The organism is Afipia sp. GW821-FHT14H12, assembly GCF_058803465.1.
On sequence record NZ_JBXAOZ010000001.1, the window covers coordinates 86047 to 101880 of the forward strand.

Sequence of the window (15834 nt, forward strand, 5' to 3'; positions counted from 1 at the left end):
TTTTCGTCAGTAATAATCCTGCAAAAATTCCGAGAGCGAATCCGGATCGTAAATGTCATTGCCGCCCAGCGGGGCGTTCAGCATCGTCAACGCATTGGTCTTGTAATCGGCCTCGACATTGTTAGGCGCGGCGCCCAGCGGCTGCGACAGGATCGAGCGATACGACAGATAATTGTCCTTGTTGCCGACGAAGATGCAGACGCATCGCTTGGGATCGGCAAACAGATAGCGCGCCACGCCATTGACGGTGTGAATGACGAAACGATGCGGCGGCAAGGCGTGCAATGCCTTCTCTCCCTTGGGTCCGTTCGCCAGTTGCACCTTGAACCCGGCGGACGAGAGATAAAAATCATTCTTGTCCAGAAAGGAAAGGCTGAGTTCCTCATCGGCCAGCAGCGGGCTGCCCGACAGCAGCGAGATCAGACCTATTCCAAACGACAGGCGTCGCGTTGTGAAATTCATGAACAATCCTCCAGCCGGAACCGAGGATGGTCCGGGGCCATCGATCGATCAAGGGAAAATGAGGGGCCGGCGCAAACGCGGCCCCTTTGAACTCATATCGATTCCAAAGCGACCAATCGCCACCGCCACCCGCGCCGCACAACAAGATGTAGTGCGGCCACAACGCGTCATCGACAAACGATCTTACAAACACGTCACGATGCAAAGCATGAAGAAAATATGAATTGAAGAATTCTGAATCCGCGCACGCCGATTTGTTTTCTTCCACGCTCGCTCGACTCACAACCGCCTCAATGCACCTCGATGGTGCGCCAGCCATTCAAGCAAGGAGACGCGCATGATCAATCGTCCGCCAGAAACTTTCAGCGCAGAAACCGTGGCTGCCTTACGCGAAGTGCTCAACATCGCCGTCGCCCAGATCGCCGAGCAGAACAGAACGCCCGCAACCAAGGCCAAGATGGCCGAGACCATCGTGCGGCGCGCCGCCGAAGGCGTCACCGACGCCGTCGATCTCGTCACGTTTGCAGTCCGCGAGGGCGAAACGCCTGCGGCCTGACGCACAAAGACGGAAGGAAGAGAGATGCAATGCCCGGTCTATGCCGGGCATTTTCATTTTAGGCTTACGCTTCGACGGGAGCCTTGATGCGCGGCGCCTGCGTCGCGAACTGCTCGTCCTGCGGCTTGGACGGCAGCGATCCGAATGCCTTGGCATGATCGATCACGCGCGCCATCAGCTTGAGGCCGAGCGGCGCCAGCGCCCGCTCCCAGAGTTCACGCGCGGTTTCGCCTTTCTTGACGAAACACCATTCCTGCGCGGCGATCGCGCCGCCATCCATCTTCTCGGCGAGATGATAGATCGTGCCGCCCGTCACCGGGTCGCCTTCGTTGATCGTCCACTCAACCGCGGCGATGCCGCGATGGCGCGGCAACAGCGAGGGGTGATAGCCGATACCGCCGAGTCGCGAGGCCGCGAGCGCCTCTTCCGTCACCTTGGCATGGCTGTGCGCGGTGATGATGAGGTCGGTGCCCGGCGGAATCTCCGAGGCTTCGATCACCTTGGGGTGGGCCTGCACATGAACATGAAGCCCTGCGGCGCGGCCCGCAGCGGCCAGACGATCCTCGCCATCGGCCACGATCACGCCCGCGATCTCCACGCCATGGGCGAGAAGCATCTCGAGCGTTTTCACTCCGAAATGACGAGAGCCGGCGAGCGTAATCCGCAAGGTCATTGTCCCCAGGCTGAGAAGGCTTCGTTGAAGGTGCGCTCGCCCGGCGAGCCCTTCTCGATCGACAGGATGGCGCGCTTGCCGTTGCCATAGACAATCGGAATGTCGAGCGAGGAACGCTCCTTCAGCACCTGAATGTTGCGGGCGCGATCGACATCGACATTGGAAAGACCGATCAGGAAATAGCCGTCCTGCACCTTGACCGACGTTGCCGCGAGCGGCGTGCCGCGCGGCTGATCCGGCGATTTGGCGTAGACACCCGGCACATTGGCGATCGTGGTACCGAAATCGGGGCCGACCGTGAACACGATCTCCATCGTATGGCTGGTCGCCGGCATCGACGGATCGGTGTTGCGCATGATCGTCAGCGCCACCTTCATCTTGCGGTCGGGCAATTCGACGTCGGCCTTGATCGCGGTGTCCGGTTTCTGCTTCGGCGACGCCGCGACCTGATCGAGACGCCACACCACAGTGCCGACAGTCTGCTTGCCCTGCGGATCGGACGAATCCTCTTCATAGAGGATCGCGCGCTGCGCGACCTGCGCGACCTGCTGGTTGGAATCCGATTGCCCGACCCGGTCGGTAATCTTCGGACGGACGCCGGTGTCGCTGCCTGCCCCGTTCTGTATCGCAGTCCGCGGCGACGACTTGAACATCGACTTCATCGACGCGCCGTACTTCTGATAGCCGAGAATGCCGCCGCCGATCAGAATGAGCGCCAGACCCGCGAACAGCACGCCCTTGAGCGGAAAGCCGCTGCGCATTTTCTCGGGACCGCTGTCATAGCCGCGCCGCACTTTCGCGGGCGCAGGCTCGTGGCCGGTCAACTCCTCATAGGATTCGTCATCGGGATAGCCGGAATACGCACCGCGTTGTTCCATGTCCGGCTCGGAACGATCGAACTCCGGCGTCGGCGAGGAGACGTTGGCGAACGTCTTGCGTGCCGAGCGGTTGGCCTGCGAAGCGGCGCGGCCGAGTTCATCGGTATCGGCGACGACATCGCGGAATCCGCGCGTCCCCACGCCACCCTGCGGATGTGGCGGACGACCCTGCCCCTGACCTGCCGGTGCATGCGGCTGCCCGGAAAATGAATCCGGCTCCGGCCCGCGCGGACGGCCGGGCACGCGAGAGCGATCCTCGAAAGGCGGTGGTGCATCGTTACGCGATACAGTCGGGCGAGCCATCGGAGCGCCGGGCTGCGCGGCACGCGCACCGGTCGCGGCACGCGCGCTGTCCCGCAGAATGTCGCCACGGCGCGGACCTTCGCGGGGTGGGGCTTCCGGCCTGCCGCGCGGCGGCTCGGAACGATGCGATTCTCCCCGCATGCGATGAGCGGCTTCCGCCTCGACCTTGCGGACGGCTTCTTCCAGCGCAAGGCGCTCGCGGGTGATTTCAGCTTCGGTGAGAGGCGGCTGCACGCCGCGCAACTGGGCGATCAGCGCCGTACGGGCGCGCTCATACAAGGCACGCCGGCTTTCCCCTGAAGCGTTGGGATCGAGGCCGGCGACGGCACGCGCGATGAGGGGATAATAATCAGCCATTCTTGTTCAGCCGGCGAACCCTTTACACAACCCGATTGCCGAGGCGCATGTTTGTCACGACATCATGCCTCGAATGGATTTTGCACCAGAATAGTATCTTCGCGTTCGGGGCTCGTGGAAAGCAGGGCAACCGAACATCCCACCAGTTCTTCCACACGCCTGACATATTTGATCGCCTGTGCCGGAAGATCCGCCCACGAACGCGCGTTCGCGGTCGGCTCCTGCCAGCCTTCGATGGTCTCATAGATCGGCTTGACCCGCGCCTGAGCACCCTCGCCTGCCGGCAAATGGTCGATCTCTTTACCATCGAGCTCGTAGCCGACACAAACCTTGATCTCCTCGAAGCCGTCGAGAATGTCGAGTTTGGTCAGAGCGAGGCCGTGAATGCCGCAGGTGCGAACGGTCTGACGGACCAGCATCGCATCGAACCAGCCACAGCGGCGCTTGCGGCCGGTGTTAACGCCGAATTCGCGGCCGCGCTGGCCGATCAGTTCGCCGGTCGCGTCGGTCAGTTCCGTCGGGAAAGGACCCATGCCGACGCGCGTGGTGTAGGCCTTACAGATGCCGAGCACGTAGCCGAGCGAACTCGGGCCCATGCCCGAGCCGGTCGCTGCCGAAGCCGCTACCGTGTTCGATGAAGTGACGTAGGGATAGGTGCCGTGATCGACATCGAGCAACGCGCCCTGCGCACCCTCGAACAGGATGCGCTTGCCCTCGCGGCGCTTGTGGTCGAGCAGATTCCAGACCGAATCCGCATAAGGCAGCACCTGCGGCGCGACTTCCGCGAGTTCTTTCAACACCAGACCCGGATCGATCTCCGGGAGCGAAAGACCCCGGCGCAACGCATTGTGGTGCGCCAGCAACCGCTCGATCTTGTGCGGCAAGGTCTGCGGATCGGCGAGATCCATCAGGCGGATGGCACGGCGGCCAACCTTGTCTTCATAGGCGGGGCCGATGCCGCGCTGGGTGGTACCGATCGCGGTCGCCTTGCTGGCGTTCTCGCGCACCGCATCGAGCTCGCGATGCAGCGGTAAAATCAGTGTCACGTTTTCAGCGACGCGCAGATTGTCGGGAGACACCGCGACGCCCTGCTCCTTCAGCCGCGCCACTTCCGTGACAAACGCCTGCGGATCGAACACCACGCCGTTGCCGATGACCGACAGCTTCGAGGGCCGCACCACGCCGGATGGCAGCAATGCGAGCTTGTAGGTCTTGCCGTTGATGACAAGTGTATGGCCGGCATTGTGCCCGCCCTGGAAACGAACGACGATGTCAGCCTGCTCTGACAGCCAGTCGACGATCTTGCCCTTCCCTTCGTCGCCCCACTGAGCGCCGACGACCACAACATTAGCCATTGGGGTAAGCCATTTTCGGAAGCATCCTTACGTTCATCTCAAGCAACCGGACACGGCTGCGCCTACCGGCAGGAACGCTCGCATGCCAGGCCCCCACCCGATAAAGGATGATGGGATGTGACGCAAGCAAAACAGCCCTCTGACGGAGGCATGACCATGTCCGCAAACTATTGATATCCCCAGTTAAATCGTAACATTGCCGGAATTCCGCCGACTCACTGGTACCACTGCCGACATGACCCCGCCCAAGCCGCTTTTTCCGTCCCTGCGCCTGATGGACAGGCCCTATCTGTTGCTCTGCCTCACCATGCTGTTCTGGGCGGGAAACATCGTCATCGGCCGCTATGCCGCCGGGCAGATTCCCCCGATGGCATTGTCATACCTGCGCTGGCAACTGGCTTTCCTGTCCCTGCTGCCGTTCGCATGGTCCGGCCTCGTCGCTGACTGGCCAACCATTCGCCGAAACCTCGGCATGATGATTCTGCTCGCCTTCACCGGCGTCGCGACCTTCAACACGCTCGGCTACTGGAGCCTGCAATACACCACGGCGCTCAACGCGCTGCTGCTGCAATCCTCCGGCCCGCTCTACGTGGCCCTGTTCGCGCTGGTGCTGTTCAACGTGCGCCTGACATGGATGCAGGCGTTCGGCATCGTGATTTCGCTGACGGGCGTGCTAACCATCATCCTGCAAGGTCAGTTGTCGACCCTGCTGCAAATTCACTTCAACAAAGGCGACATCGGCTACACCGTGGCGCTGTTCGTCTTCGGGCTTTATTCCGCGCTCGCCTCACGGCGGCTGGCGCTGAAGCAGCTCTCCTTCCTCGCATTCAACTGCGGGGTCGGGTCGCTGTTCATCCTGCCGCTGTTTTTATGGGAAATGGCATCAGGTCGCGTCACGCCGCTGAATGCCCACACCATTCCGATTCTCGCCTATGTCGCGATCTTCCCCTCGACGCTCGCCTATCTGTTCTACAATCGCGGCATCGAACTGATCGGCGCCAACCGGAGCGCGCCGTTCCTGCATCTGATTCCGGTGTTCGGATCGGCGATGGCGATCGGGCTGCTCGGCGAGGAGCCGCATCTGTATCATATCGTCGGCTACGCACTGGTGTTCGCCGGTGTGGTGATCGCCGCGCGCAAGCCGAAGCAGTCCTGAGTAAAAACACCGCGGGGCCGCCGCGAGAAAGGCTTCACCCATGGCGGCGCTTCGGCCATGCAGAAGACACCGCCGCCCTTCGGAAACCTCCGGTCATGGATACGCTCAGAACGATGATCCGTTAGGCCTAAAGCCTGTATTCTGCTCGCGGAACGGATTTCTCAGCGTGGTCGCTGCGGTGTCCGGCTTGCTTCCCGGCACCGGGAAGGCGTAACCGATGATCGTCTTGATCACGATACGATCCGAAGCGGGCGTGAGGCCATATCCCACGCCGAAGTTCACATCGAAATCACCGGCCTGGAAGTCCGTTACCGCGAACAGCGTGTGCTGCTGATCGCGGGCCGCCGCGAAGCGGCCGATCTCGCCGAAATCTGCATAGTATTCGAGGCCAACCTGCACATCCGGCGCAACCTTCTTCGCTGCCCGGAACGCCGGAGCGAAATCCGCTTCACCCAACCGGCCAAGCCCGATGTCCACGATCGGATTCACGATGAACTCGTAGTCGCCTTTTCGCATGCCGATGATCGGGCGAATTTCGAGTCCCCACCGGGTCTGGGAAAATTTCGGCGTCTCGTAGCCCAGCTCGAAATTGACGCCGTAGAAGAACTCACGCTGGCCGGCGTTGGGCGACACAAAGAGGGTTCGCAGCTTGAAGCCGTCGGACAGGAATTGCCGATCCTGCACGGCGAACGGCAGATAAAAGCCGAGCTCCCACCAATCCGTCAGGCCGTAGGCGAATTCCGGCGTGCCATTGAGGCTGCCATCGGAGCGAAAGCCTCCTGGAAACGGCGGCAAGGACTGACCGCGCGCGACATAATTGAGGTGCTGCTGAATGGTCCATTGGCCCACCGCCGCAATCGACGCGTCGTAGACCTGGATCTCATCTGTCGCATGGGCGGCGGTGCCAGAGAGGCCAAAGGCCGCTGCGGCACCGATCAGAATATGCCTGATGACACAACGGAATCGCGCTGCGACCGGACAATCCACCTTATTCGCCCCCGTCGCTGTCTTTGCAGCCTGCTATAATTAGAATGATTCTAAATTAATTATCGTCAGTCATCCTGTCAAACGCGAAAGGCGGCTGCACCCATCCGGTTGCAGCCGCCTTTCAAAGTTCAGGAGAAGCCCTTCAGGGCTGACGCGTTCAGAACGTCAGCGCCTTTGCCTGCTTCACATGCGGCAGCTTCGCGACCTTGGCGAGAATCTCGGCAGGCACCGGTCCATCGACCTCGACCAGCGCGATGGCGTCGCCGCCCTGCTGGTTGCGGCCGAGATGGAAGGTCGCGATGTTGACCTTGGCATCGCCAAGCAGCGAGGCGAACTGGCCTATGAAGCCCGGCTTGTCCTCGTTGGTGATGTAGATCATCGACTTGCCGAATTCGGCATCGACGCGGATGCCCTTGATGTTGACGAGGCGCGGCGCACCGTCCGCATACACCGTGCCGGACACCGAGCGCTCCATGTTCTCCGTGGTCACGGTGACGGTGATGACGCTCTCGTAATCGCTTTCCGCCGCGCGCAGCACTTCGTCCACCACCATGCCGCGCTCCTTGGCGACGACCGGCGCGGACACCACGTTGACGTCGCCCAGCATCGGACGCAGCAGGCCGGACAACGCCGCCGCCGTCAGCGCCTTCACCTTCATCTCGGCAACGGCACCTTCGTAAGTGATCTGCACCTTGGCGATGTTGCTCTCGGTGAGTTGACCCGCGAACGAGCCGAGCTTTTCCGCCAGCTCGATGAACGGCTTCAGCTTCGGCGCTTCTTCCGCCGTGATCGACGGGAAATTGATCGCGTTTGAGATCGCGCCGGTCAGCAGGTAATCCGACATCTGCTCGGCGACCTGCAACGCGACGTTCTCCTGTGCTTCCGAGGTGGAAGCGCCGAGATGCGGCGTGCAGATCACGTTGGGGTGGCCGAACAGCACGTTGGCCTTGGCCGGCTCCTCGACGAACACGTCGAACGCCGCGCCCGCGACATGGCCGCTGTCGAGCGCGGCCCGCAACGCCGTCTCGTCCACAAGACCGCCGCGCGCGCAGTTGATGATGCGCACGCCCTTCTTGGTCTTGCTGATCGCGGTGGCGTCGAGAATGTTGCGGGTCTTGTCGGTGAGCGGAGTGTGCAGCGTGATGAAGTCGGCGCGCTTGAGCAGATCGTCGAGTTCAACCTTCTCCACGCCGATGTCCTTGGCGCGCTCCGGCGACAGGAACGGATCGAACGCGATCACCTTCATCTTCAGGCCAAGCGCGCGGTCAGCAACGATCGCACCGATATTGCCGCAGCCGATCACGCCGAGCGTCTTGCCGGTGATTTCGACGCCCATGAAGCGGTTCTTCTCCCACTTGCCCGCCTGCGTCGAGGCATCGGCCTGCGGAATCTCGCGCGCCAGCGCCAGCATCAGCGTGATCGCATGTTCAGCGGTGGTGATCGAATTGCCGAACGGCGTGTTCATCACGATGATGCCGCGCGCGGTGGCGGCGGGAATTTCCACGTTGTCGACGCCGATGCCCGCGCGGCCGATCACCTTGAGGTTCTTGGCGTTGGCGAGAATCTTCGCCGTCGCCTTGGTGGCGGAGCGGATGGCGAGGCCATCATAGTTGCCGATGATCTCGGCAAGCTTGTCCTTGTCCTTGCCGAGCGCGGGCTGGAAATCGACGTCGACGCCGCGATCCTTGAAGATCTGCACGGCGGCAGGAGACAAAGCGTCTGAAATGAGAACCTTGGGTTTGGTCATGGGAGTGATCCTGTGTTCGTCATTCCGGGCGCGAACAGCGTGAGCGAACCCGGAATCTCGACATGAAAGGGAAAAGCATCAGAGGATTCCGGGTTCGCGCCTTTGGCGCGCCCCGGAATGACATCGCGTAATGCGTTACGCCGCTTTCGCCAGCGCAGCCTTGGTCTCGGCAAAGGCCCAGTCGAGCCAGTGCGTCAGCGCCGCGACGTCGGCGGTCTCGACCGTCGCGCCGCACCAGATGCGAAGACCGGGCGGTGCGTCGCGATAAGCGCCGAGATCGTAACCCGCGCCTTCCTTCTCCACCAAGGCGACGAGCTTCTTGGCGAAGTCCGCCTGGGCATCGGCGGGCAACGCGGTGATCGCCGGATCGACGACCTTGAGACAGACCGAGGTATTGGAGCGGATCGACTTGTCGGCCGCGAGGAAATCCACCCACGGCGTTTTCGCCTGCCAGTCGGTCAGCACCTTGGTGTTGGCGTCGGCGCGCGCCATCAGCGCCTTGAGGCCGCCGAGCGACTTCGCCCAGGTCAGCGCGTCGAGGTAATCCTCCAGCGCAAGCATCGAGGGCGTGTTGATGGTTTCGCCGACGAAGATGCCCTCAATGAGCTTGCCGCCCTTGGTCATGCGGAAGATCTTGGGCAATGGCCATGCCGGCGTGTAGCTCTCGAGCCGTGCCACCGCGCGCGGTGACAGGATCAGCATGCCGTGGCCGCCTTCGCTGCCCAGCGCCTTCTGCCAGGAGAAGGTCGTGACATCGAGCTTGGCCCAATCGAGCTTCTGCGCGAACGCCGCCGAGGTGGCGTCGCAGATCGTCAGGCCTTCACGGTCCGCCGCGATCCAGTCGGCGTTCGGCACGCGCACGCCCGAGGTCGTGCCGTTCCAGGTGAAGACGATGTCGGAATTCTTATCGGCCTTGGCGAGGTCGGGAATGTCGCCATAACCGGCGGTCAGCTTGGTCACGTCCTTGAGCTTGAGCTGCTTCACCACATCGGTGACCCAGCCTTCGCCGAACGATTCCCATGCGATCATGGTGACTGGGCGCGCGCCCAGCAGCGACCACAGCGCCATTTCCACGGCGCCGGTATCGGACGCAGGCACGATGCCGATGCGGTAGTCGGCGGGAACTTCAAGCACCTCGCGCGTCAGATCGATCGCGAGCTTGAGCTTGGCCTTGCCGATCTTCGCGCGATGCGAGCGGCCGAGGGCAGCGTTCTTGAGATTTTCGGGGGTCCATCCGGGGCGCTTGGCGCAGGGGCCGGAGGAAAAATGCGGCACGTTCGGCTTTGAGCCGGGCTTCGCTACAGTCATGATCTATCCTTCCAGATAGTAAGCCTCCCGTTGGGGGGAGGTGTCCCATTGGTGGGGATACGCGAAGCAGCCCAGCCCGGTCAAGCGATTTCGCGGGAGCAGCAATACCCGGCCGTCGATTGTGACAGTTTAGTGAATGTGACAGGGATAGCGGTCAATCACGCCGACACGGAAACCCGCCGATGCCGACCCATGTGCTCCTGCTCGTCCTGTTCGCCGCGATGATGCATGCGAGCTGGAACGCCATCGTCAAATCCGGCGAGAACAAGCTCGAGGAAGCCGGCCTTGTCGCGGGTGCGGCTGCCGTGATGGCGGCCTGCGCGCTGCCCTTTGCCGGAATGCCCGCAACCGCAAGCTGGCCGTGGGTCATTGCTTCGGCCGCCATCCACCAGATTTACTTCATCCTGGTCGCGGCGGCCTATCGCTCCGGAGACATGGGCCACACCTACCCGCTGATGCGCGGTACCGCGCCGCTGATTGTCGCGCTGGCCAGCGCGCAGGTGCTCGGCGAAACGCTGACGCCGGCGAGCTGGGCAGGCATCGGCCTGATCTGCGGCGGCATCCTGCTGCTGGCGATCCATCGCCATGCCAGCCATCGCGCGACGATGATCGCGGTCACCAACGCGATGGTGATCGCGCTCTACACGATCGTGGATGGCACCGGCGTGCGGCTCTCCGGCAATTCGGTGTCCTATGTGCTGTGGCTCAACCTCCTGAGCGGTGTGCCTCTTTTCATGCTGGTGTGGCTGCGCGACAGGAAAAAGGTGGAGGGCATGCTGCGCACGAGCGGCCTGACGGCTACGATCGGCGGCGGCTGCAAGCTCGGCGCCTATGGTCTTGCGCTGTGGGCGATGACGCAGGCACCCGTCGCCGCGATCGCCGCGCTGCGCGAGACATCCGTGCTGTTCGGCGTTGCGATCTCGACGCTGATCCTGCGCGAGCGCAGCGGCCTGCGCCGCCTCGTCACTGCCGCGCTCATCGCCGCAGGCGCCGCGGCGCTGAAGCTGGCGTGAGTTTTCAGAACGTCAGAACTTGTAGCCGAGGCCGCCGCGCACGGTGTTGATGTTCACATCCGCACCGGCGTTGACGAAGCGAATATACTCCCACTCCGCGCGCGCGAAGACATTGCCGAACAACATCACTTCGGTGCCCAGGCCAGCGGTGTAGCCATAAAGCATCTTGCCGCTTATCCCGTCGCTCGCCGACAGTGTGACGGGAGTAGCGGCTTGCGCCGCGGCCGAATCCGCTCCTTTCTGATCCGAAACGGAAACGGCACTGTAGATATTGCCACGCCCTAACGCGGCACCGCCAAAAACGTAGGGCATGAAATTGCCCCAAACGTATCCGGCACGAGCTCTAATCGTTCCCATATCGCTAATGGATATCGACTTGGACGAATTCACCGTGACGATGTGATAAAGAGAATCACTCGTCAGCAACATGCCACGGCTGACGGGCGCAGAGACGGACGCCCCGCTAAATGTCCCATGCATGTAGTTGGCTTCAACGCCAAGCACGACGTCGTCCCATTGGCTGTTGTAGCCGACGAATCCACCAACCTGACTTTGGTGGGTGTTCGTCTTGCCACCAAGCAGCGGCCACGAGGAAACATTCATCTCGTTTTCGATATTTGTATTGGCAAGCAACTGCGCGATCATCGCGCTATTGGAACTCGAAAAGTTCATATCGGCCGAGCCATAGCCCGCCTGCCCGCCAGCATAGAAGCCCTGCCAGTTGACCACACCGCGGCTGATGCCGACCGGCCCGCGCAAGGCTGAAAAATCCGGAAGATCCGCGGCCTGCGCGGCCTGTGCCGCTCCCGCAACCATTATCGCCACCACCAGCCGACGCATCGCAACGCTCCTCGATACCAACGCTTAACCCTGTCCAATCATGGCCTGTTAACCTTAACCAATCGTGTGCAGACCTCTCCTCGCGCAAAAGAAAACGGCGCGGAAATCCGCGCCGTTCTCAAATTATATCGTGTAGCGATATTAGCCCTTGGTGATGAGCGGCGGCGCATACACCGGCGCCGGATCGATCGCCCAGCGCACGCCGAGTTTCACGTCATGCGATGTGATGTGGTTGAAGTGCATCGCCTGATTGATCGTCGTTCCGTTGGTATTGTACAGGATGCCCGTCGCGCCATTGCCCATGTCGACGTAACGATAGGCCAGTTCCATCGTCCAGTTCGGCGAGATCTTGTAGGCAAGGCCTGCGTGCAAGGCCCACGCGAAATTCCACTTCGAAGCATCGCTCGCTATGCCGGTGAGCGTGCCATCGTCGAGATGATCGTTGAAGCCGCCCAACGTGACACGCGCCGCGCCGATGCCCGCGCCGACGAACGGCGTGATGCACCACCATGTCCCAAGATCAGCATAAGCGTTGGTCAGGAAAAGCCATTCCGACTTGTAGCCGTTATAGTTGTCGGCACCGGGGGTCCCGGGACTCGGATTGGCCAAGAAAGTATCCCGCCCGGTATAATTCGATCTGGCGCGATACTCACCCGTCACATCCATGCGGAACCACGAATTGAACTGATAGCCTGCGCCGACCCCGAAGATGCCCGCCTGGCCGAAATGCGTGTTCTGCTGCAGCGAACCCGGGACCAGATCGGTATCGTACCGGGAGTAATGCCGGTCCTTGATGCTCTGATTGCTGAGACCGATATCGCCACGCAAATACCAGCCACCGAACTCCACCGGCGGCGGCACGTAAGGCGGAGGCATCGGCAGGTCGGCGGCGAGCGCCGCGCCCGACAACAATGAAGCCGCACCAGCAGCAACAATGGATTTCACGTAACGCATCGGATGGTCCTTTCGTCCAGTGAGGCAGGACGACGCAAAGGCCTCACTCAAAAATCCTCAGCCGGACGATGGCACCAAATGTTTAAGCCGCACTTAACCCTAATTCTTAACCGCGATTTTTAATGCAGGTGAAGAGATGCGATTAACGCTTCGCTAACGCGCGCGCCACAGTGGTTAATGATACGTTGATCGATGAGTCAGCCGCACTGACATAATGGCAAGCGAGCATCCGTCATTGCGGGCCAACGGGTCGGCGCATGCGCCGCCCGAGGACAGGCTCCGCGAAGCAATCCATTCTCGAGCAAGGCTGGATTGCTTCGTCGCACGGCTCGCAATGACGAAAGGAAAATGTCAGGCGCGCTGACGCTTGAGTTGCGGCAGGACCACCGCGAGCAACCCGATCGCGGGCAGGAACGCACACACTTGATAGACGTAGTCGATGCTGGTGCGGTCGGCGATATAGCCGAGCACGGCCGCGCCGATGCCGCCGATGCCGAACACGAATCCGAAGAACAGGCCGGAGATCATGCCAAAGCGATGCGGCATCAGCTCCTGCGCATAGACGATGATCGCGGGCATCGCCGAGGAGATGATGAAGCCGATCAGAATGCTGAGCATGAGGTTTCCGGTCAGGCTGGCATAGGGCAGCATCAGCGTGAACGGCAGCGCGCCGACGATCGAAAACCAGATGACGTATTTGCGGCCAAAGCGATCTCCGAGCGGGCCGCCGAAGAACACCCCGCAGGCGCTCGCGGCGAGAAACACGAACAGATAGATCTGCGCGGTTTGCGTCGAGACGCCGAACTTATGGATCAGGAAGAAGGTGTAGTAGCTGTTGATGCCGGCAAGATAGAACGCCTTCGAAAAACACAGCACCACCAGCACGACCAACGCGAATTTCACGCGCCCCGAAGACAGGCCCACGGATTGACGCTCCGCGTGCGCCTGCTTCCGTGTCCTCATGCGCGGCTTGTACCAGGCTCCCAGCCGCCACAGGATCACGATGGCCACCGCCGCCACACCGGAGAAACCCACGATGCTGCCCTGCCCGAACGGCACGACGATCAGCGCCGCCGCCATCGGGCCAAGCGCCTGCCCGAAATTGCCGCCGACCTGAAACACCGATTGCGCGAGGCCGTAACGTCCGCCCGACGCTGCGCGGGCGATACGCGCCGATTCCGGATGGAAGACGGCCGAGCCGGTACCGACCAGCGCGGCCGCGATCAGGATCACATAGTAGTGATGAGCGACACTGAGCAGAATCATGCCGACAAAGGTGAAGCCCATCCCGAGCGCCAGCGATTGCGGCTTCGGGTGACGATCGGTGTAGATGCCGATCAACGGCTGCAGCAGCGACGACGTCACCATGAACGCCAGCGTGATGAGGCCGATCTGGCTGAAGTCGAGGGAATAATTCTCCTTCAGGATCGGATAGATCGAAGGCAGTAACGATTGCAGCAGGTCATTCAGGAGATGCGACAGGCTTACCGCGCCCAGCACGGCGAACGCCGCCGTCGACGTCTGCGCGGGCGGCGGATCATCGGTCACGATGGGAGCCGCCGTGACATCTTCCGAAAGAATGACTGGCTTGTTCAAATGCGCACCGGAGCCGGGTTGAAAATAGCGTTCCAACCTATGGGCAGATTCTTCGGCCCGCTAGGCGGCTTTCGTCATATCCGAAATGCAACAGGCCCGGCCGAGGGTCCCGCCGGCGGCGGTATTCAGGCCGCCGCGCCGAAGCTCAAGGCCGATACGATCATATCGACCGCTTCCTCGACCCGATCGCGGTCATCGCCCTCGCCCATCACGCGAATGACCGGTTCGGTCCCCGATGAGCGCACCAGGAGGCGGCCATTGCCGTTCAGCTTCTTCTCGGCATCGGCGATCGCCGACTTCACCTGCGGATTCTCCAGCGGCTTGCCGGTGCGATAGCGCACGTTCTTCAGGATCTGCGGCAGCGCCTCGAAACGGTGGCACACTTCCGAAACCGGACGGCCGAGCTTCTGCACCACGGCGAGCACCTGCAACGCCGCGACGAAGCCATCGCCCGTGGTGGTGAAGTCCGACATGATGATATGGCCGGAGGGCTCGCCGCCGAGATTGTAACCCTGCGCCAGCATCTGCTCGAGCACGTAGCGGTCGCCGACCGGCGTGCGCACCATCGACAAACCCTCACCCGCCAGGAAGCGTTCAAGGCCGAGATTCGACATCACGGTGGCGACGATGCCCGGCTTCGCCAGCCGGCCGTCTTCCTTCCAGCTCTGCGCGATCACGGCGAGCAACTGGTCGCCATCGACCAGATGGCCCCGCTCGTCGATCACCAGCACGCGATCCGCGTCGCCGTCGAGCGCGATGCCGACATCGGCGCGCATCTCGCGCACCTTGCGGCTCAGCGCCTCGGGAGAGGTCGACCCGCATTCCTTGTTGATGTTGAAGCCATCGGGCTCGGCGCCGATGGTGATGACATCCGCGCCCAATTCCCACAGCGCTTCCGGCACCACCTTGTAGGCGGCGCCGTTGGCGCAATCGACCACCACGCGCAGGCCTTCAAGGCTGAGATCGCGCGGCAGCGTGCGCTTGGCGAATTCGATGTAACGGTCATGGACACCATCGATGCGCCGGGCACGGCCGAGATGCGCGCTCTGCGCCAGCCGCTTGTCGATGTTCTCGTCCATCAGTTCTTCGATCTGCAACTCAACCTCGTCGGACAATTTGAATCCGGAGGGGCCGAACAGCTTGATGCCGTTGTCGTCGAACAGATTGTGCGAAGCCGAGATCATGACGCCGAGATCGGCGCGCATCGATTTGGTCAGCATCGCCACCGCCGGCGTCGGAATGGGGCCAAGCAGCAGCACGTCCATGCCGACGGAGGTGAAGCCCGCGACCATCGCGGTCTCGATCATGTAGCCGGACAGCCGCGTATCCTTGCCGATCACGACACGATGCCGGTATTCGCCGCGCTGGAACACGAGTCCCGCGGCCTGCCCCACCTTCAACGCCAGCTCTGGCGTAATCAGGCCATTGGCGCGGCCACGAATACCGTCGGTGCCAAAATACTTGCGAACCATGCTGTCCCCTGATCCTGAACCCCGCCGCGAACGCTGCCAAAACTGCGCGCTTCGCCAGGAAAGCTCCCTTATAAAGAGCAGGCGGTTGAAGCCGCTTCAAAAAATATGATGAATCATTACGGCCGCCAAGCTGCCCAAATGCGGTAATCCCGATCCTGCTTAACGTCGGACTTCCAC

The 15834-nt window shown here is 61.9% G+C and carries 15 protein-coding genes; 4 read left to right on the forward strand and 11 right to left on the reverse strand.

The window, feature by feature from the left end:
* Positions 1 to 6: 6 nt before the first annotated feature.
* Complete coding sequence (locus AC1RNA_RS00435) at positions 7 to 462, reverse strand: hypothetical protein (RefSeq protein ID WP_492949858.1); 456 nt, start codon at positions 460 to 462, stop codon at positions 7 to 9.
* Here AC1RNA_RS00435 and AC1RNA_RS00440 point away from each other — a divergent pair.
* A complete protein-coding gene (locus AC1RNA_RS00440; RefSeq protein ID WP_492949859.1) occupies positions 461 to 685 on the forward strand; it encodes a hypothetical protein in 225 nt (74 codons plus the stop codon). The two genes, AC1RNA_RS00435 and AC1RNA_RS00440, sit on opposite strands and share 2 nt — an antisense overlap.
* Before the next feature lie 114 nt (positions 686 to 799).
* Positions 800 to 1018, forward strand: coding sequence for a hypothetical protein (locus AC1RNA_RS00445; protein ID WP_009339981.1), 219 nt, complete (start codon positions 800 to 802; stop codon positions 1016 to 1018).
* 64 nt (positions 1019 to 1082) lie between these two features.
* Here AC1RNA_RS00445 and AC1RNA_RS00450 read toward each other — a convergent pair whose 3' ends face one another.
* From AC1RNA_RS00450 to AC1RNA_RS00460, 3 genes are all read right to left on the reverse strand, one after another.
* Positions 1083 to 1685 (reverse strand): formyltransferase family protein, encoded by a 603-nt coding sequence (locus tag AC1RNA_RS00450; RefSeq protein ID WP_492951152.1) that lies wholly within the window; start codon positions 1683 to 1685, stop codon positions 1083 to 1085.
* A gap of 2 nt (positions 1686 to 1687) precedes the next feature.
* On the reverse strand, positions 1688 to 3229 hold the full coding sequence (locus tag AC1RNA_RS00455; protein WP_009339979.1) for a hypothetical protein: 1542 nt from the start codon (positions 3227 to 3229) through the stop codon (positions 1688 to 1690).
* Between the two features lie 62 nt (positions 3230 to 3291).
* Positions 3292 to 4584, reverse strand: a complete 1293-nt coding sequence (locus AC1RNA_RS00460; RefSeq protein WP_009339978.1) for an adenylosuccinate synthase — start codon at positions 4582 to 4584, stop codon at positions 3292 to 3294.
* 235 nt (positions 4585 to 4819) lie between these two features.
* On the opposite strand from AC1RNA_RS00460, the gene AC1RNA_RS00465 reads away from it, so the two are divergent.
* A complete protein-coding gene (locus AC1RNA_RS00465; RefSeq protein WP_009339977.1) occupies positions 4820 to 5740 on the forward strand; it encodes a DMT family transporter in 921 nt (306 codons plus the stop codon).
* A gap of 105 nt (positions 5741 to 5845) precedes the next feature.
* On the opposite strand, the gene AC1RNA_RS00470 is transcribed toward AC1RNA_RS00465, so the two are convergent.
* The 3 genes from AC1RNA_RS00470 to AC1RNA_RS00480 all read right to left on the reverse strand — a co-directional run bounded on the left by AC1RNA_RS00470 (position 5846) and on the right by AC1RNA_RS00480 (position 9782).
* Positions 5846 to 6727, reverse strand: coding sequence for a hypothetical protein (locus AC1RNA_RS00470; RefSeq protein WP_492949860.1), 882 nt, complete (start codon positions 6725 to 6727; stop codon positions 5846 to 5848).
* Positions 6728 to 6884: 157 nt separating this feature from the next.
* Positions 6885 to 8474, reverse strand: a complete 1590-nt coding sequence (serA, locus tag AC1RNA_RS00475) for a phosphoglycerate dehydrogenase (RefSeq protein WP_492949861.1) — start codon at positions 8472 to 8474, stop codon at positions 6885 to 6887.
* A gap of 135 nt (positions 8475 to 8609) precedes the next feature.
* Complete coding sequence (locus AC1RNA_RS00480) at positions 8610 to 9782, reverse strand: phosphoserine transaminase (protein ID WP_492949862.1); 1173 nt, start codon at positions 9780 to 9782, stop codon at positions 8610 to 8612.
* A gap of 182 nt (positions 9783 to 9964) precedes the next feature.
* On the opposite strand from AC1RNA_RS00480, the gene AC1RNA_RS00485 reads away from it, so the two are divergent.
* Entirely contained in the window at positions 9965 to 10795 is an 831-nt protein-coding gene (locus AC1RNA_RS00485; protein WP_492949863.1) for an EamA family transporter, read from the forward strand.
* 12 nt (positions 10796 to 10807) lie between these two features.
* On the opposite strand, the gene AC1RNA_RS00490 is transcribed toward AC1RNA_RS00485, so the two are convergent.
* From AC1RNA_RS00490 to glmM, 4 genes are all read right to left on the reverse strand, one after another.
* Positions 10808 to 11635, reverse strand: a complete 828-nt coding sequence (locus AC1RNA_RS00490) for an outer membrane protein (RefSeq protein WP_492949864.1) — start codon at positions 11633 to 11635, stop codon at positions 10808 to 10810.
* Between the two features lie 141 nt (positions 11636 to 11776).
* Positions 11777 to 12589 carry an outer membrane protein gene (locus AC1RNA_RS00495; RefSeq protein WP_009339971.1) on the reverse strand — a complete coding sequence of 271 codons (813 nt, stop codon included), beginning with the start codon at positions 12587 to 12589 and terminating at the stop codon, positions 11777 to 11779.
* Positions 12590 to 12940: 351 nt separating this feature from the next.
* Positions 12941 to 14185 (reverse strand): MFS transporter, encoded by a 1245-nt coding sequence (locus tag AC1RNA_RS00500; RefSeq protein WP_492949865.1) that lies wholly within the window; start codon positions 14183 to 14185, stop codon positions 12941 to 12943.
* A 125-nt stretch (positions 14186 to 14310) separates the two neighbouring features.
* Positions 14311 to 15657, reverse strand: a complete 1347-nt coding sequence (glmM, locus tag AC1RNA_RS00505; protein ID WP_009339969.1) for a phosphoglucosamine mutase — start codon at positions 15655 to 15657, stop codon at positions 14311 to 14313.
* Between the last annotated feature and the right edge of the window lie 177 nt (positions 15658 to 15834).